The following is a 17,929-nucleotide window of genomic DNA, read 5'->3' as shown; positions in this document are numbered from 1 at the left end:
ACAGAGGCAGAAAGAGGATGCACAGAGCGCCACAGAGATGAATACCGAGATCAATGCACTTACCGAGCAGGTGATTGGGGCGGCCATTGAGGTTCACCGTGAGCTGGGGCCCGGGCTTTTGGAGTCAGCTTACCAACGTGCGCTGGCGCATGAGTTGATGTTGCGGAATGTGCCTTTCGAGGAACAAAAGCTCTGCCCGATTAAATACAAAGATCTCTTAATCGAGGACGCCTATCGTTTGGACTTCCTGATCAACGGAGTGGTCGTGGTTGAAATCAAAACCGTCGAGTCGCTTTTAGAAATCCACGATTCACAGGTGCTGACTTATCTCAAATTCTCTAACTGCCATGTGGGCCTCTTGATGAACTTCCGCTCTACCGTCCTCACACGTGGCCTCCGTCGCCTCGCTCTGTGACGCTCTGTGCAACCTCCTTCCGTCTCCGTGACCCAACTCTGATTCCTCCACTTTAAATGAAATACGAAGCCGTCATCGGTCTTGAGGTTCACGTCCAGATCAAGACCCACTCGAAGATGTTCACCCGCGTCGCCGCCGGCTACGGCCAGCCCGCGAACACGCTCACCGATCCCGTCGTCCTCGCGCTGCCCGGCGTGCTGCCGGTCATGAACAAGGCCGCGCTCGACGCCATCATCAAAGCCGGCCTGCTCCTCGGCTGCGACATCGCGCCCGTCTGCAAGTGGGACCGCAAAAACTACTTCTACCCGGACTCTCCGAAGAACTACCAAATCTCCCAGTTCGACCAACCGATCTGCCTCAACGGCTCGGTCGAAATTGAACTCCCCGGCGCCGCCCGTAACATCCAAGGCGAGCACAAGAAAATCGCGCTTACCCGCATCCACCTCGAGGAAGACGTAGGCAAGTTGAACCACGAGGCGTTTGATTCGTTGGTGGACTACAACCGCGCGGGCACTCCGCTCATGGAGATCGTATCCGAGCCCGTCATCAAATCCGCAGAGGAAGCCTACGCCTACCTCACGTCGCTGCGTGCGACCATGATCTACGGCGGTATCTCCGACTGTGACATGGAGAAGGGGCAGCTGCGTTGCGACGCCAACATCTCCATCCGCCCCGTCGGCGAGACCAAGCTCGGCACCAAGGTTGAGCTTAAAAATCTCAATTCGATCTCCTACGTGCGCGACGGCATCGCCCACGAAATCCAGCGCCAGCTCGCCGTGACCCAAGCCGGCGGCACCATCGTTCAAGAGACGCGTGACTACGACGGCGAAGCCGGCGTTTCACAGTCGCTCCGCTCGAAAGAAATGGCGCACGACTACCGCTACTTCCCCGATCCCGACCTTATGCCCGTGAAGGTCGATGCCGCGTGGAAGGCCCGCATCCAAGCCGAGTGCCCGGAGTTGCCGTTCGCCAAGCAGACGCGCTTCTTCACCCAGTATTCGCTGCCTTACACGCTGACGTCAGTCCTCGTGTGGGATCGCACGTTGGCCGATTATTTTGAGGAAGCCGCGAAGTTCGCCGGTCCCGGCAAAGCCCAGGCCGTGGGCAACTGGATCGTCAACGATCTCCAGCGTGAACTCGGAGCCGCCAAGCTTGATCTCGCTGTATCCAAAGTGCGCCCGCAGCACATCGCCGACTTGGTCACTCTCATCGACGCCGGCACGCTGCTCAATAACACAGCGAAGGAAGTCTTCATTGAGATGTTCGCCACTGGCGAGCCGCCCGCTTCTATCGTGGCTCGCAAAGGTCTCGCCGCCGCCCCGACCGATACGGCCGAGCTGGAAGGCTGGTGCCGCGACGCCATCGCCGCCAACGCGAAGTCCGTCGCTGAGTTCAAAGCCGGCAAGGAAAGCGCGATCAACGGCCTGAAGGGCCCGATCATGAAAGCATCAAAGGGCAAGGCCAACCCCAAGCTGGTGGACGAAACCCTGCGCCGTCTGTTGGCGGAATAATTAAATTCTTTGCGCAAGCAGCCGGCAAAAACTTGATCCTGTCGCGCTAGCACACACGCTCCGTGCGCGTGGCCGCCCTTCCCACACCCGATCAAATCACCGCACTGGCACCGGATGCGGCGTCGCTGAAGGCTGGCCGGGATCTGGCTGCACCTCGCAAATGGACGCTTTTGGGTGCCGACGCGGATGCACTGTGGGGACTCGCCCAAGGATCAGGCAAAGAGCCGTATCAAACCCGCGTTGCTCTCGACGGGTTGTCCACCAAGTGCTCGTGTCCGAGTCGTAAATTCCCCTGCAAACACGCGCTCGGGTTGCTTTTCATTGCGGCGACCACACCCGCTGCGCTCACCGATAAAAACCGTCCTGCCTGGCTGGTCGAATGGTTGGAAGGCCGTGCCGAGCGCCAGGAAAAAAGCAAGGAACGCGCCGAGCAAAAAGCCACCGGCGCGGCCACTCCAGTTGACGAAGCCGCGAAGGCAAAGCGTCAGGAAAAGCGCGCCGGACGCGTGGACGACGGCGTGGCGTTGCTTTCGCAGTGGCTGGCCGATTTGGCGCGACGCGGCCTCGCCGATTCCGGACTCAACGCCCATGCCGCGTGGGACGACATCATCCGCCGCATGGTCGATGCGCAGGCGACCGGCTTGGCGCGCCGCCTGCGTTACGCCGCCGAGACGGCGCGAGGCGGTGCGGGGTGGGAGGCCGGGCTCGCCGAGCATCTCGGACGGTTGCACCTCCTGCTCGTCGCCTACGCGAAGCGCGAGGCATGTGACGAAGATCTGCGCATCGAACTGGAACAACAGGTCGGCTGGACACTGCCTCAGGAACAGGTGTTGGCGGGGACGCCGGTGCAAGACACTTGGTTCGTCGCCGCGCGCACTGTGCGCGAAGAAGATCGTCTGGTCGTCTCCAATACCTGGTTGCGCGGATCGACGAGCGGACGCTGGGCTCAGCTGGTCCGGACGAGTCCGCTGGTGCAGCCGGCGGTGGATACCTGGCCGCCTGGCCGGAGTTTGACCGGCGAACTGTGTTTTTATCCGGGAGTCGAACCGTTGCGCGCCTTATGGCGCTCTGATCCGCAGGCGAACCCCGCGCAAAAAGAATCGCCCGGCGAGGAATCGATCGAGGGCTTGCTGGTCCGCTATGCGTCGGGGCTTGCGCTCAACCCGTGGCGCACGCGGGTGCCTGTCCTGATTTCGGCGCGTCTCGGCGTTTTGCGCGGGGGCGGTGCCGCGTTGCTCGATGCATGTGGCGACGCATTGCCCTTGAGCGCCGATGAGGACACGCGGGATCTGCTGCTGGCGATCACCGGCGGGCACGCTGCGTCGATGTCCGTGCTTTGGGATGGCGAGGCACTCGATCCCCTTGCGGTTGCGGATGGCGACGAGTGGGTGCCGCTCACCCGGCAGAATCTGGAACGATGAACCGCGATCCCTTCAGCATCCTCACCTTGCTGGGCACCGAACGCATGACTGCGCCGCCGTCCGCGCCGCATCCGGTGCTGGCCGAGGCGTGGGCGGGATTGGACTGGACGGCACGCGAAACCGCCGCGCTCTCGGCGATGGCGCTGGTTGCCTCGGCGCGAGGTGCAGGGGCGGTGGCCGTGAAAGACTCTGCACCCGAGCCCGATCCAGCGCCGGAGGAAAGCTTGTCTGCGTGTCCGGCGGGCGCGTCCGCATTGCTGCGGCGCATGCTGGCGGGTGAGCACGCGGTAGTGCTGTCCGAGTGGCTTGCCTTGGCGGCGGCGCGCAAATGCCGGGTGCGTTTTCGTGATTTGCCGGCGCTCCTGCGAGTGGCCTCGCGGGAACGCTCCTTGCGCGAGGCGGTGCTGCCGGTGTTGGGCGAGCGAGGTGTGTGGCTGGCGCGTCGTGCCGACGAGTGGCGGCGGGTGCTTGAAACCGCGAAGGTCGAGGACACGGCGTGGGAGACGGGAGAGTTGTCCGAGCGGATCGCCTGGCTGAGGCAAACCCGCGCCAGCGATCCGACTCGCGCGGCGGAGGCGCTGGCCAAGGCCTGGGCGGGGGCCACGGGTGAGGAGCGCGAGCGTTTCACCACGGTGTTGGCCGAGGCACCGACGTCGCAGGACGTTGCGCTACTCGAGGGCGAGGCGCTGCGTGATCGCCGCCGCGAGGTGCGGTTGTCCGCGCGCGCGAGTCTGCTGAGACTGCCCGAATCGGCGTTTTCCCAGCGGGCGCGGACACTGGTCGCCTCCATGGTCGTGATTGAGGGCATGCTGATGATGCGCCGGCTTGCGTTACGCCTGCCGGAGACTTTTGACGCCGCGTGGAAGGCGGACGGAATCGAAGAAAAACCACCGGCGGGCACGGGGCCGCGAGCGTTCTGGGCGCGGCAATGGATTGCGAGCGTGCCGCTCTCCGCGTGGACGAGCCGGCTTGATGTGGGTGTGGAAAAACTCTTCGCACTCAATCGTGACGACGAGTGGCGCGAGATCATTTTGCTCGGTTGGATCGACGCGGCGACCGCCGCGCCGGAGAAGGAAAACGCAGAGGCATTTGCACTGCATCTCATCGGACTCGCCGACTGGCCCAAGGCCGCGCCGTCGCCTGCCGAGGTGTTGCCGCGTTTGTTGACGGTGCTCGATCCCGAGGCGGGCGCGCGCGTGCTGGCCGCCGTGCCGGCGACGGATGCGGGCGAGGGGCTGTATTTCGAGTTGTTGTTTTGCACGAGGTTTCACCTGCCGGATGCCGCCGCGCGGGAGGCGCTACAACGCTGTCTGGCGGCGTTTCAGGCCAAGCCGTATCCCCGCCTGCAATCGAACCACGCCCGGGAGCTCGCCCGCCGTCTGCCGCTGGCGACGGCGGGCGAGGCGGTGCGCCGGCTCGCCGCGCTGTCCGAACTGTCCTCACCGGCGGAGGAACTCTTGCGAGCCATCGAATTTCGTCAGCAAGTCCATCAAGCCTTCACCGTTTCCATTCCATCATGAACACCGCGCTGCGCGCCCACGCCGAGACCGACTACGCCCACGAACTCACCGCCCTCGGGGCGCAGGACGACCGTCCGCGTCCGCCGCAGTGGAAATTGTCGCCGTGGGCGGTGACCGACTACCTGCTCGGCAAGACGCTCGCCGACGGCACGGTGATCACGCCGAAATACATCGGCGACCGGCGCACCATCGAGGTGGCGGTGTCCACGTTGGCGACGGACAGGGCGCTGTTGTTGCTCGGCGTGCCCGGCACGGCGAAGAGCTGGGTGTCGGAGCACCTCGCGGCGGCGATCAGCGGCGACTCGACCTTGCTGGTGCAAGGCACGGCGGGCACGGGTGAGGAGGCGATGCGTTACGGATGGAATTACGCGCGACTCATTGCCGAGGGGCCGAGCGACGCCGCGCTGGTGCCGAGTCCGATCATGCGGGCGATGCGTGAAGGGCGCCTGTGCCGGGTCGAGGAACTGACGCGCATGCCTTCCGACGTGCAGGATACGTTAATCACCATTCTCTCCGAGAAAACCCTGCCCGTGCCCGAGCTCGGCCGCGAGGTGCTGGCCGCGAAGGGGTTTAACGTGATCGCCACTGCGAACAACCGCGACCGCGGCGTGAACGAGCTGTCGAGCGCGTTGCAGCGGCGCTTCAACGTCGTGGTGCTTCCGCTGCCTGCGACCATCGACGAAGAAGTGGCGATTGTGAGCCAGCGGGTTGCCTCGATGAGCAAGGCGCTTTCGCTGCCGGCGCAGCCGCCGGCGTTGCAGGAGATCCGCCGCGTGGTGGCGATTTTCCGTGAGTTGCGCAGCGGTTCGACAGAGGACGGCAAGTCGAAGGTGAAGAGCCCGAGCGGCACGCTGAGCACGGCGGAGGCGATCAGCGTGGTGACGAGCGGACTCGCGCTCGCCGCGCATTTTGGCGACGGCACGCTGAAGGCCGCCGACATCGCCTCCAGCATGGTGGGTGCGATTGTGAAAGATCCGGTGCAGGATCCGGTGGTTTTTCGCGAATACCTCGAGACTGTCGTCAAGGAACGCGACGGCTGGAAAGACCTGTATCGCGCGTGCCGGGATCAGATGAAGTGAAAGAGGCGAATCCTGAGTAAAATCCGATCTGTTTTCCTATGTCGAAGAACGACGATCTGTCCTTGCCGGAATATATCCAACGTCTCGCCGCGAGTGCGAAGAGCGAAGACGTGGAGTTTGCCAAGTGCCTTCAGGCGTTCATCGAATCCGGAGATTTTGCGTGGATCACGCGCATTGCCACTCCGTCACATGCGGAAGAAATAAACAAGTTGGGCCGCCGCGTGGGGGCGACTTATCCGTGGGGCGTTATCGAAGAACGTGTGGCTGAATTCGCGGCGGGACTTTATGCGGCGCATCCGAGTCGTCGCTGGCCTAATTTTCATGGCCTCATCGACGGTGTGATGCGTGTTGTGGTGGATCGGGAAAGCGAAGGGGTTGAGGCAGAGGGGCGAAAGCTTCTGGAGATAGTTTTGAAGCCCTTGCAGCACATCGACGACCTGATGAATTTGATCTCGTGGACATCTTATTCGAGTTCGTTCAGCGGCTGGGTGCGCGGTTGGGACCGGCCTGGCCGCCCGCCGTTGCGGCCTACCACATTTGAGACGTATATTTTGGGCCTAAGTCAGGCGGAGCTGAGCGACGCAATCGATGTGGACGACGGTTTGTGCCAATACTTGCTGACAGCCGTGGCGATGGAACGTCCGGCCGACGCCCGGTTCTGGCTCGATCAAGCCGTGGCCGTCAACGGGGGCTTGGCTAAGATCGAACCGAAGCGGATCAACGCATTAATCGCGGGCAACGCATTGTTTGATGCGGATGGCATTCTTTATATGGAGCAGTGTCCGACGCCCGCAAATCAGGCGGAGGTTTTGGTGGACCTGATCAAACTACGCGGGATAAAGCATCATCCTGATTTCCTGAAGTATGCGGCCCGACCAGAGATCTCCGCATCTCCTGCTTTGCTCGAAATGCTTGCCGAAAGCGCTCCGAAACTCGCGGTGGGTGTATTGGGTGAGATACTGAAGCGAAAGCTTTATCAGGGGCATCCGTATGTCGGACCGGAACAATATGAGGCCGGTTATGCCGCGGCTGCTCGCGCACTTTCGACTGGGGGCGCAGAAGTGTTCGCGTTGTTGAGTGAGTCCAGCTGGCAAGGGAAGCAAGCGGCTGTAAAGGCGTTGGTCGTCCACGCGTCGGAGGACGTAGCGCCGAAAGCGACTGAGCTTAGTCTTGGACTGCTCGCTACGGTGACGGTGGTCAACGAGCGCGAGCCGATTCTCGCGGTTTTGGCGCAGCATCGGCCGGCGTGGTTTGTCGCCGCTTGGTGGGAGTGTCTGGCCGATTCGTCGAAGCAGATTCGTGCCCATGCCGCAGGGGCGTTGTTTCACGTAATGGGGAAAGAGGCGCTCTGGCCTGCGATCGAGCGTCTCGGTTCACGCAAGGCGGATAGCCGGCTCGGTGCAGTCGCCTTGTTGAACCAAATTGACGATCCCAAGGTGATCGTCGCATTGGGGGCCGCCCTTGAGGCGGAGAAGTCGTCCGCAGTGCGCGCGGCGATCCGTGAAGCCCTGGGAGTGAAGGGAGCGGGGCCGGTGGTCGCTGGAACGGCCGCATTGCCGGCCGGATTGGCGGAGCTGGAGAAACGACTCGCAGGGCAGAAGCGTGTGACGAAGACACCGGGAGCTGGTTGGATCGACGTGACAGTGTTGCCGCCGCTTTACGGAGCCGAAGGTGTGCGGGTAGGGGAGGCTGTGATTGCGCATGTGCTGGCGACGCAGGCTGCGCACAAGGCGATTGAAGCCGCTCCCGATCTGAACGGCGTGCTGTCGCAGCTCGACCGGGCGCGGTCCGGGGACTTTGCGCTCGGGATCCTGAACGCGTGGCTGGTTTCTCCGCAGGACGCGAAGGATCGTTGGGCGCTGGCGGTGGCGGGAGTGCTCGGCGACACGCGGATTTTGTCGGTGTTGAATTCCTGGATACCAAAGTGGTGCGAGGCGTCGCGTGGAAAACTCGCGGAATATGCGGCGCAGGCCATCGCGCTTCAGGGGAGCAACGAGGCGCTCATGTTGCTCGACGCATTGGCGACGCGGTATCGCAGCAAGCAGCGCAACATCGGCACGGCGGCGGCGCAGGCGTTTCAGGCGGCGGCCGCGGCGCGCGGCCTGTCGGCGGATGAACTGGGCGACGTGGTCGTGCCGACGTTTGGCTTCGATGCGGAAGGCGTGCGTGATTTTGCCTGGGAGGGCGGTATGGCGCGGGCGGAACTGGGCGTCGAGCTGAAGTTGAGTTGGTCCGATCCCGATTCGGACAAGACGCTTAAGGGATTGCCGACGTCCGCTCCCGATGCACTCAAGGCCGAGGTTAAGGAACTCGGGAAACTGCTTCGCGAGGCCGCCAAGGGGCAGGCGGTGCGGCTGGAACTCGCGCTCGTGCGGCAGCGGCGTTGGCCGGTAGCGCGGTGGCGCGAACTGTATGAAACCCATCCGGTGCTGCGGGCGTATGCCACGCGTCTGGTGTGGGGCGTGTATGGAATCGACGGCGCGTTGCTGCGGTGCTTCCGTCGTTATCCGAACGGGCTGCTCGCGGATGCGGCGGGCGCGTTGGAGGAACTGCCCGAGAAGGATGCATGCATCGGGATGGTGCATCCGCTGGAACTGGAGACCGAGGCGGTGTCGGCCTGGCGCGCGCACTTGGGGCGCTTCAAGGTGACGCCTCCGTTTCCGCAACTGGATCGGGCGGTTGAGAGGCTTGATCCGCTGCATGCGAACCGGCGCGAACTGGCCGTGGCCAAGGATCGGTCCGTAGGCGCGGGCACATTCCGTTCGCGGGCGGAACGACGCGGCTGGATGCGCGGATCGGTGGTCGATGCGGGCGGGGTGGCCGGATATTTCAAGGCGTTTCCCGGCGCGGGTGTGGAAGTGTCGCTCGAAATCGAAGGACTCTACATCGGCGTGGATCCGATGGAGACGATCACGCTGGGTGCGGCGCGCTTCGTGCGTGCGGACAGCGTGAAGCGCGGCAGTTACACGTATGACGATCCGCAGGCGGGCGACGTGCGCGTGCTGGCCTTTGGTGACGTGCCGCCCGTGGTGTATTCGGAAACGGTGGGAGACCTGAAGGCCATCGCCGGCATCGTCGCGGCGGTGGATGAAGGGAGTGCGGAGGTATGACGACGGTTTTTGGCATTCGTCACCATGGACCGGGTTGCGCACGCAGCCTGGTGAAGTCGCTCGATGCGTTGCGGCCCGATCTTGTCCTGATCGAGGGGCCGCCGGATGCGGACGAATTAATGGGTGCGGTGGCCGATGCGTCGTTGAAGCCGCCGGTGGCGATTTTGGTTTACGATGCGGAGAGTCCGCGTCGCGCGGCGTTTTATCCCTTCGCGGAGTTTTCGCCCGAGTGGCAGGCGATGAAATGGGCTGCGGCGAACGCGGTCACGATGCGGTTCCTCGACCTGCCGTGCGCGCACCATTATGGAATCGACGCTGCGAAGGAGCAGGCTCGCGCGGAGGCGGCCGCCGCTGCGAACGCCGAGAACACGAAGGAGGCGGAGTCAGAGGTTCGGGAAACGGAGGAGCCGGGTTCCGCGCGTCATGATCCGTTGCAATGGCTGGCCAAGGCGGATGGTTACAGCGACGGCGAACGTTGGTGGAACGATCGCGTGGAGGAGCGCGAGCATGACGGCGATTTGTTTGCGGCGGTGGCGGAGGCGCTGACGGCATTGCGCACCGAGCTGGCATTACCGGAATCGGAGCGCGACCTACGGCGCGAGGCGTGGATGCGGCGGGGCATCCGCGAGGCGGAAAAATCCGGCGCACAGAACATCGCGGTCGTCTGCGGGGCGTGGCACGTGCCGGCGCTGCGCCGGACGGTGCGTGCGTCCGACGACGCGGCATTGTTGAAGGGGTTGCCCAAGACGAAGGTGCGCGCGACGTGGGCACCGTGGACTTATGAACGGCTGGCGACGGCCAGCGGCTATGGAGCGGGCATCGAATCGCCCGGCTGGTATGAGCATCTTTGGCAGGGCGGGAGCGATACGACGGTGCGTTGGATGACGAAGGCTGCACGGGTGCTGCGTGAGGCGGATATGTCGGCATCGAGTGCGAACTCCATCGAGGCGGTGCGGCTGGCGGAGGCTTTGGCGGGATTACGGGGGCGGCCGAAGCCGGGACTGCCCGAGACGCTGGAGGCGATGCGCGCGGTGTTTTGCGAAGGCGATCCGATGGCGCTGAGTTTGTTGCGAAGACCGCTCTTGATTGGCGAGCGGTTGGGCGAACTGCCGGAGGGGCTCGCGCAGCTGCCTTTGCAGGAAGACATTGAGCGGCAGCAGAAGACGCTGCGGTTGAAACCGACGGCGAGCGTGACTCCACTGGAACTCGATCTGCGCGAGCCGGGAGGACGGGCGCGCAGCGTGTTTTTGCATCGCCTGCTGGCGGTGAAGATCAACTGGGGGCGCAAGGCGGACACGCGCGGGGGCAAGGGCACATTTAAAGAGCAATGGTCGCTCAAGTGGGAGGCGGATATGGTGCTCGCGGTTGTGGATGCATCGTCGTTCGGCAATACGCTGGTTGCCGCCGCCGAAGCCCGGCTGGTGCGTGCCGCAGCGGCCGATCCGACGCTGGAGAATCTCGTGACATTACTGGAGCACGCGTTGCTGGCGGAGTTACCCGGCGCGGGTGAAGTCATTTTGGGGCGGGTGCAAGCGGCCGCAGCGATGGTTGATGACCCGCCGGGATTGCTTCGCGCCATCGCACCGCTGGCACGGCTGGCCCGCTACGGGAGCGTGCGGCAGACGGATTTGAATCAGGTGCGGGCCATCGTCACGGGTCTGGCGACCCGTGCGCATGTGGAGCTGCCGGCGTCCGTGTCGGGCCTTGCGGATGAGGCGGCGGAGGCGCTTGCGAAGTTGATCGGAGGGCACGACGAAGCGATTCGTCTGCTAGAGGACGCCGCGCTGGCGGAGGAGTGGAGAGCGGTTACGCGCCGGATCATGGAACACGGTTCGGCGCATCCGTTGCTGCGCGGACTTTGCACGCGGATGCAGCGGGATGCGGACGCACTCGAAGGCGACGAGGCGGCCACGCGGCTTTCTCATGCGCTGTCGGCGGCCCAGACGCCCGATGCGGCGGCGGCGTGGTTGGACGGGTTTTTGAGCGGCGGCGGGGCAGTGTTGGTGCACGATCCTGAACTGCTGGGCTTGTTGCATGCCTGGTTGAGTCGCGTGCCGGCGGATTATTTTCAAGCAGTGCTGCCGTTGTTGCGGCGGACCTTCAGTCGCTTCACCGGACCCGAACGAGGCCAGATCGGGCAGTCGGTGGCGCAACTGGGCGCAGGTGGGGTAGGAGGGCGCGTGGCGGCCGACGCCGGCACCCTGGTGCTCGACGAAACGCGGGCGAGACCTGCGGTGGATATGACGGCGCGGTTGCTCGGACTTTCCACAGTTTCTCGAAACGCATCATGAAAACCTTAAACACAGAGGAGGCTCGGCGGTGGCGGCTGGTGCTAGGCGAAGAGAGTGCGACCTCGTTGGAGGTTGAACTTTCGTTGGAAGAGTCGCGCATGGATGAAGCTCTCGGTGCGTTGTATCAGGCCGGCGAGCACCCGAAGTCGCAGCGGGGCGGGCTCGGGGCCAGTGCACCCCAGGTGGCGCGTTGGTTGGGTGACATACGGCGCTTTTTCCCATCCAGCGTGGTGAGTATTCTGCAGCGCGATGCGATGGATCGACTCGACTTGAAGCAGTTGTTGCTTGAGCCGGAGATGCTTTCAGCCGCGGAGCCCGACGTGCACCTGGCGGCGACCCTTATCTCGCTCAATCGTGCCATGCCGGAAAAGACGCGGGAGACCGCTCGTCTGGTGGTGGGTCGCATCGTGGATGAAATCCTGCGCCGGCTGGCCGAGCCGATGAGGCAGGCGGTAGGCGGAGCGCTGGCGCGCAATGTGCGCAACAACCGTCCGCGTTTGCGCGAGATCGATTGGGCGAGGACGATTCAGGCGAACCTGCGTCATTATCAACCGGCACAGCGCACGATCATTCCGGAGAAGCTGATCGGTTACGGGAGGAAGCGCGCCTCTTTGCGGGATGTTATCCTGTGTGTGGATCAAAGCGGATCGATGGCGACGTCGGTGGTGTATTCATCGATCTTCGGCGCGGTGCTGGCGTCGTTGCCCGCAGTGAGCACGCGCATGGTGGTGTTTGATACAGCGGTGGTGGATCTGACCGCCGATCTTCGCGATCCGGTTGATCTACTCTTCGGTGCCCAGTTGGGTGGTGGCACGGACATCCACCGTGCGCTTGTGTATTGCGAAGGTCTGATGACGCGTCCGGCCGACACGGTGCTCGTGCTGGTTAGCGATTTGTTTGAAGGCGGCAATCAAGCGCAGATGATCAAGACGGTCGCCCGACTTGTGCTGGCGGGTGTGCGCATGATCGCGCTACTGGCGTTGAGCGACGATGGACGTCCCTCGTATGACGCGAGAAATGCGGCAGCGTATGCGGCGTTGGGAGTGCCGGTGTTCGCCTGCACGCCGGATCATTTCCCTGCGTTGATGGCCGCCGCGCTCGCGAAGCGGGAACTCGGCCAATGGGCGGCACAGCACGGTATCAAACTGGCCTCGGCTGACAAATCTCTGACAACTCCATGACGCGCCGCTGACAACCGGCGGCGTTTTTTAAGGTTCACTGATTGGTGCCCTGTCGGGGCTTATTCTATGAACCTTTTACACTCTCTCGTTAAGTCTGACCTGTGGATTTTTGGCCTGGTTTTTACTGCGATTATGGTGGTGGCAGTTATACATGTGGTGAGGCAACCGCGTTGGCATGAGGCGATCGGGACGTTGAAATGTCATCGTGCAATAATTACAGGGGAGCGTGAGGCGCGCCTGTCAGGATGGGACTGGAATGAGCTGCGGTTGGCGCTCAAATCACCCGAACTTATTCGTCGTGCAATCGAGCGGATGAGCGAAGAGGAGAGAACCGGATTCATCGCGCCTTATGCCGCTCAATCGGAGCAGGCGGCGGCGATGTTTATCGAGCAGGTGATGGGAGCAAACCAGCGGGTTTCCTTTGATGGGGTGAAGGGCGAGTTGACCATTGAGTTTCAGCATCCGGACCGGTTGGTCGCGGCGCGGGTGGTGAGTGTGCTGGTGGATGAAGTGATCGGCTATCAGGCGCGGAAGCGAATTGATGAGTCGATGAAGGAGGTGGAGGAACTGAAGCCGCGAGTGCAGGCGCAGCAGCGGCACGTGCAAGAACTGGCGGAGGCGATGACGGCCTACCGTGAGAGAAGCGAAAAAACTACAGGGGCTGCGTTTGTTGCGGATCAGGGTTTTGAGGCGATGCAGCAACGGCACACGAATGAGGAAAATTTGCTGGATAAGCTCATCATGAGAATGCGCGATATTTCGATGATCTCGGGCCCGGTGACGGAGTTTTGGCGTCCTAATAAAAAGGCAGTGCCTCCTGATGAAGCCGACTACTTGATCGCACCCATTGCGAAGTGCTTGGCGGTGGGATTTGCACTGGCCGTGGTTGGCGGGCTTTTGGCGGTGGGAGTGAGGACTTTTTTTACGCGAAAGCGCGGATGGGCGGACGCACACTGACATGTTCCGCTTAACTCAAATTATGCGACGCTTCGATTTTCGGGTCTTCTGTTGCGTGAGCAGGAAATAGCACAGAGGGTCGAGGAGTTGAACATACGTGTTGGGCAACAGGCTCGTGACGTGGAGGAGTTAAAGAATGCGAAAACGCACCAGCCTTTGGATGTTGAGGCGTATGAACGCAGACTTGCGTTGAACAGGGAGTTTTTGGGCAACTTGAAGGCGCGTCAGGAAACGATGTCTGCGGAATCACTAAAACCTCTTTTACGGGTCGTGGATCATCCGGTGTTGGCAAAGCCTGACGAATACGTGCGGCATTCTATTTTAGGTTTTGTTCGATGGAGATTGGCGATTTCGGCCTTAGCCGGACTGATGGCGGCTCTAATCTTTCGACGTAAAGCCACGATGATTTAACTGATGAGCCCGTGTGGCCTGACAATCTCCTGACAACTTCCTTATGTTCGGCTGACAACTGACGGGGCTATTTGTGGTTCACTGCTGGCGAACCACTACTACCCATGAAAAACATCCTCTGTCTGTTCGCCTGTGTTGTTAGCCTTCCCTTCGCGGCGTTTTGTGCCGACGAGTCCGCCTCATCCAAAGGACTTTCCAATCCGCTGATCGATTACAGTGCGTTTCAAAATGCCGTTCTGAAGACCGGACCGATACGGGCTCAGCGTCGGCTGACCGAGGCGGAGTTTCAGGCCAAGATGCGCGAGCCCGGTGCCGTGTTGTTCGACGCCCGCAGCGGACCGATGTTTGGGCGGCTTCATATCGGCGGCGCGGTCAATCTGACCTTTCCGGATTTCACTGAGGAGCGGTTGGCGAAGATCATTCCGACCAAGGACACGCTCGTGCTGATTTATTGTAACAACAACTTTCTCGGCAGTCCGGTGGCGATGGCGTCGAAGATCGCGCCCGCTTCGCTCAACGTCTCCACCTACGTGACACTCAACTCTTATGGCTATACCAATATTTATGAGCTCGGGCCGTTGTTGGATGTGAAGACCACCTTGCTGCCGCTGGCCGGCACTGAAATGGCGGAGCGTGCGGCTGGAGGAAAATGAAGATCAATTCGATACCCCTTTCGATGCGCTACTGGGTGATCCGATTTGATTGGCATATCTTCGGGTGGGTTTTCTTCGTCATCATGATCGCCACCGCGATCTATGTTTCGGGACAGACGCGTTTGTATGAAGCCCGTGGGGCACTGGAGATTCCTAGAACACAGATTCGGGATCATGTGGACATGGTGCCCACCGTCTTTTCATTCTTCGTTGATAGAAGTAGGGCAAACATAGACACGGCACACGCGGTTTTGAATTCGAGAAAAATGCAATCACTCGTGATCGACCGTTTTTCGGTCGAAGATCGGAAGGCTTTTTTTTGGCCTTATGGATTGGCGGATGATTCAGACGATTTCATTAATCGACGGATTTTGGCCAACCGGATTCTGGTAATCGACTCAAAGACGAGGACGGTGGAGATACGTTACCGTCACCCCGACCGCTATCTAGCTACGCGAATCGTTGATTTTTTTCTGCAAGAGGCCGTGGCTTCCAATGCAAGTGGGCGAATTTCTGACGCAGATATCGCTTATTATCAAAAGCGGGTGGAGGAGATGGAGCAGCAGGTTCAGAACTGCGAGCGTGCGGTCGTTACTTATCGAGAAAGTCGATCGGAATTGAGAGGCGATGAACTGGAAAAGGATAAACAATATCAGGTGTTGGTCAAAAATGCAGATGAGGAGAAGGGTTTGTATAAGATGGACAAAATGAATTTTGACCGAATCGCCCGTATGCAGGCATTGGAAAAGTATGAGGCGGACGCTTGGCGAATCAGCCTGTTGCCGACGACTCCCGACGAAGGTGAATATCTGCTGGCACCGTTGATCGTCACCGCGGCGTGGGGTGCGGCGATTGCGGTCATGACAGGCGTGCTTGCTGCCGTCATATTCAAACGCAGGGCTGTTTCCGAAAAGACTGCGGCGTGTCAGGTATGAACGACCGCGACTTGCTCCCTTATCGCGAACGGGCGCGTCAGCTCGGCGTTGTGTTGTCGGAGAACACCCCGTAATCCCATGCCTATGACCTCCGGCTCGCGGCGCGTGCTGCTTTACTGGGTGCTTCTCCTGCTGCCGACGCTGGCGGTGGGCGGCGGCGTGTTGTGGTTGTTGGGGCGTGAACAGGCGCGGCTGGATGAGCAGACGCGCGCGGCGGTGGAAACACGTCAGGCGGCCGTCGGTGCGCGGGCGCGGCTCATCGCGGAAAATGTGGAGCTGCTGGTCGGCGATGTGCAGAGCGGGTTGATGGCGACGCTGCTCGAAGCACCCGAAGACGAGTCCAGGCTGGACGGCTATCTTGCCGAATGGAAACGCACGAACCCGTTGGTTAAAGCGACCATCAATCACACGTCCACGGGTGAGGAAAAAGAAAGGATGGCGCGTTTGATCGAGTTGGAGGCTGCCAAGAATCAAACATCGTCGCAGGCCGCCGCTCCTGTTGCGCAACAAGACTGGTCGGGTTCAAACGCGTCTCAAGTGAACGCATTGCGCAACGAATTCAATGTAACCGCCAAACTCAAGGGTGGGGCGGTGGGTTCTCCGCAGCGGACCGGCTGGGTGCCGTCGCGTGAGAGTGGCGGGAGCTTGCACTTGATCGGCTGGCGACGGTTGACGTTTGGGCGGGTGATCGGCGTCGAGGTGGAGCTTTCGCAGATCGCGGCGCGTCTCGGGGATGTGCTTCCGGCGGATCGCGAACCGGGTGAAATTTACGAACTGCGTGAAATCGGAGGGGCGGTGTATACGCAGAAGATGCTGTCCTCGCAGGACCGCGCGGTATCGGCACGCACGCCTCTGATCACTGTGCCGGTCTCGGAGGCGGTGCTGCCGGGGTGGGAGGTGGTGGGGTTTTTGGAGGAGAGCGAATCGACTCAGATTTCCAACGGAGTTTTGATGGCGTTGAGCGGGGTTTTGGCGGGAACCTTGGTCTCGGCGATTCTGGTGGGCGGCACGCTGTTATTGCGGCACGCGCGGCGCAGCGAAGAGGAGGCGGTGCAAAAAATCTCGTTCGTCGCGAATGTGTCCCACGAATTTAAAACTCCGCTCACGACCATCCGGCTTTATTCGGAATTGCTGGAGCAGGGGCGTGTGCCCGACGAGGGAAAGCGGCAGGACTACCTCCGCACTATCGGACGCGAGACGCAGCGGTTGGCGCGGTTGGTGAACAATGTTTTGGATTTCAGCCGGCTGGAGCAGGGGCAAAAGCGGTTCGAACTTGCAGAGATTGATCTGGTGGCGGAGTTGGCGGCGTTGTGCGATATGCATGCGCCCCGTGTAGCCGAGTCGGGGTTGACGTTGCTAAGGGATTTCCCTGAAGCGGGCGGCGTGGTGAAGACGGATCGCGACGCGGTCGGACAGATCGTGATCAACCTCATTGATAACGCCTGCAAATACGCGGCGGATGGAGGCGAAGTGACTGTGTCACTGATCATGCGGGCGGGCGGTGGCGCGGAGGTGCGCGTGAGTGATCGCGGGCCCGGCGTGCCGGCGGAGCATCGCAGTCGTATTTTCCATAAATTCCACCGGGTGGACGAAACGCTGACGAGGGAAAGGGACGGCGCGGGCCTGGGCTTGAGCATCGCGCGTCAACTTGCACGCGGGATGGGCGGAGAGTTGAGTCATTCGCCACGAGCGGGCGGCGGCGCCGAATTTATTCTCGAATTACCATGAAGGCCCGAATCTTGATCGCCGAAGACGACACGCCCATCCGTCTGGGGCTCATCGCCACGCTAGAAAGTGAAAGTTACGAGGTGATCGCCGCGGCGGACGGAGTGCAGGCGCTGAAGCTCTACCCGCAGGGCAAGTTTGATTTGGTGATTCTGGATGTGATGATGCCGAAGATGAGCGGTTACGATGTGTGCCGCGAATTGCGTGCGGGCGGCGGGCGCACGCCGGTGTTGTTTCTCACGGCGAAGGGCGAGGAAATCGACAAGGTGGTGGGTCTGAAACTCGGCGCGGATGACTACGTGACGAAGCCCTTCGGCGTGCAGGAGTTGCTGGCCCGTGTGGAGGCGTTGCTACGGCGTTCGCGGGCGACGATTGCGGTGTCGGAAAGCGCGGCTGCTCTGGCGCCGGTTTTCTATCTGGGTTCAGCGGAGATCGACCGACGCAGGTTCGTCGTTTCGAGAGGAGGACGCACGGAGGCAGTCACGGCGCGAGAGATGAAGCTGGCGGAGGTGTTTGCGGCGCATCCAGGGGAAGTGCTCACGCGGGATGTGTTGCTCAACGCGGTGTGGGGCGTGGATTATTTCGGGACGACGCGCACGCTGGACCAGCATGTGGCGCAGTTGAGGAAAAAACTGGAGCCGCTTGAAAGCGGTGAGTCCGTTATTCAGACGGTCCACGGAATAGGTTATCTTTATGAACCTTGAACCATTTTTGAGGTCA

At 61.6% G+C, this 17,929-nt stretch carries 14 protein-coding genes; all 14 read left to right on the top strand.

Features of this window, described 5'->3' with window-relative positions; all coding sequences use genetic code 11:
• Nucleotides 1-37 precede the first annotated feature (37 nt).
• The 14 genes from FPL22_RS07255 (at nt 38) to FPL22_RS07190 (ending at nt 17,913) form a co-directional block, all read left to right on the top strand.
• Nucleotides 38-415 carry a GxxExxY protein gene (locus tag FPL22_RS07255; protein WP_144229427.1) on the top strand — a complete coding sequence of 126 codons (378 nt, stop codon included), beginning with the start codon at nt 38-40 and terminating at the stop codon, nt 413-415.
• Nucleotides 416-471: 56 nt separating this feature from the next.
• Nucleotides 472-1,926 carry an Asp-tRNA(Asn)/Glu-tRNA(Gln) amidotransferase subunit GatB gene (gene gatB / locus FPL22_RS07250; protein ID WP_144229426.1) on the top strand — a complete coding sequence of 485 codons (1,455 nt, stop codon included), beginning with the start codon at nt 472-474 and terminating at the stop codon, nt 1,924-1,926.
• 68 nt (nt 1,927-1,994) lie between these two features.
• Entirely contained in the window at nt 1,995-3,347 is a 1,353-nt protein-coding gene (locus FPL22_RS07245) for an SWIM zinc finger family protein (protein WP_162525224.1), read from the top strand.
• Nucleotides 3,344-4,867 carry a DUF5691 domain-containing protein gene (locus tag FPL22_RS07240; RefSeq protein WP_144229424.1) on the top strand — a complete coding sequence of 508 codons (1,524 nt, stop codon included), beginning with the start codon at nt 3,344-3,346 and terminating at the stop codon, nt 4,865-4,867. The genes FPL22_RS07245 and FPL22_RS07240 overlap by 4 nt, the downstream gene beginning before the upstream one ends.
• Nucleotides 4,864-5,946, top strand: coding sequence for an ATP-binding protein (locus FPL22_RS07235; protein ID WP_144229423.1), 1,083 nt, complete (start codon nt 4,864-4,866; stop codon nt 5,944-5,946). The genes FPL22_RS07240 and FPL22_RS07235 overlap by 4 nt, the downstream gene beginning before the upstream one ends.
• 38 nt (nt 5,947-5,984) lie before the next feature.
• Nucleotides 5,985-9,056 (top strand): DUF4132 domain-containing protein, encoded by a 3,072-nt coding sequence (locus tag FPL22_RS07230; RefSeq protein WP_144229422.1) that lies wholly within the window; start codon nt 5,985-5,987, stop codon nt 9,054-9,056.
• Nucleotides 9,053-11,347 (top strand): DUF5682 family protein, encoded by a 2,295-nt coding sequence (locus tag FPL22_RS07225; RefSeq protein WP_144229421.1) that lies wholly within the window; start codon nt 9,053-9,055, stop codon nt 11,345-11,347. The genes FPL22_RS07230 and FPL22_RS07225 overlap by 4 nt, the downstream gene beginning before the upstream one ends.
• A complete protein-coding gene (locus tag FPL22_RS07220; RefSeq protein ID WP_144229420.1) occupies nt 11,344-12,528 on the top strand; it encodes a VWA domain-containing protein in 1,185 nt (394 codons plus the stop codon). The genes FPL22_RS07225 and FPL22_RS07220 overlap by 4 nt, the downstream gene beginning before the upstream one ends.
• 66 nt (nt 12,529-12,594) lie before the next feature.
• Entirely contained in the window at nt 12,595-13,485 is an 891-nt protein-coding gene (locus tag FPL22_RS07215) for a GumC domain-containing protein (protein WP_144229419.1), read from the top strand.
• 51 nt (nt 13,486-13,536) lie between these two features.
• Nucleotides 13,537-13,896 (top strand): hypothetical protein, encoded by a 360-nt coding sequence (locus FPL22_RS07210; protein ID WP_144229418.1) that lies wholly within the window; start codon nt 13,537-13,539, stop codon nt 13,894-13,896.
• Nucleotides 13,897-14,000: 104 nt separating this feature from the next.
• Nucleotides 14,001-14,549 carry a rhodanese-like domain-containing protein gene (locus FPL22_RS07205; protein WP_144229417.1) on the top strand — a complete coding sequence of 183 codons (549 nt, stop codon included), beginning with the start codon at nt 14,001-14,003 and terminating at the stop codon, nt 14,547-14,549.
• Nucleotides 14,550-14,632: 83 nt separating this feature from the next.
• Entirely contained in the window at nt 14,633-15,484 is an 852-nt protein-coding gene (locus FPL22_RS07200; RefSeq protein WP_144229416.1) for a GumC domain-containing protein, read from the top strand.
• 147 nt (nt 15,485-15,631) lie between these two features.
• On the top strand, nt 15,632-17,212 hold the full coding sequence (locus FPL22_RS07195; RefSeq protein ID WP_238991334.1) for a sensor histidine kinase: 1,581 nt from the start codon (nt 15,632-15,634) through the stop codon (nt 17,210-17,212).
• Entirely contained in the window at nt 17,209-17,913 is a 705-nt protein-coding gene (locus FPL22_RS07190; RefSeq protein ID WP_144229415.1) for a response regulator transcription factor, read from the top strand. Before FPL22_RS07195 ends, FPL22_RS07190 begins: the two co-directional genes overlap by 4 nt.
• Nucleotides 17,914-17,929 lie beyond the last annotated feature (16 nt).

Origin of the sequence: Rariglobus hedericola, from assembly GCF_007559335.1 — a bacterium.
In the GTDB taxonomy this organism is placed as follows: domain Bacteria; phylum Verrucomicrobiota; class Verrucomicrobiia; order Opitutales; family Opitutaceae; genus Rariglobus; species Rariglobus hedericola.
Note: the sequence above shows the minus strand (reverse complement) of the source record. Positions and strands in the feature narration are given on the sequence as shown.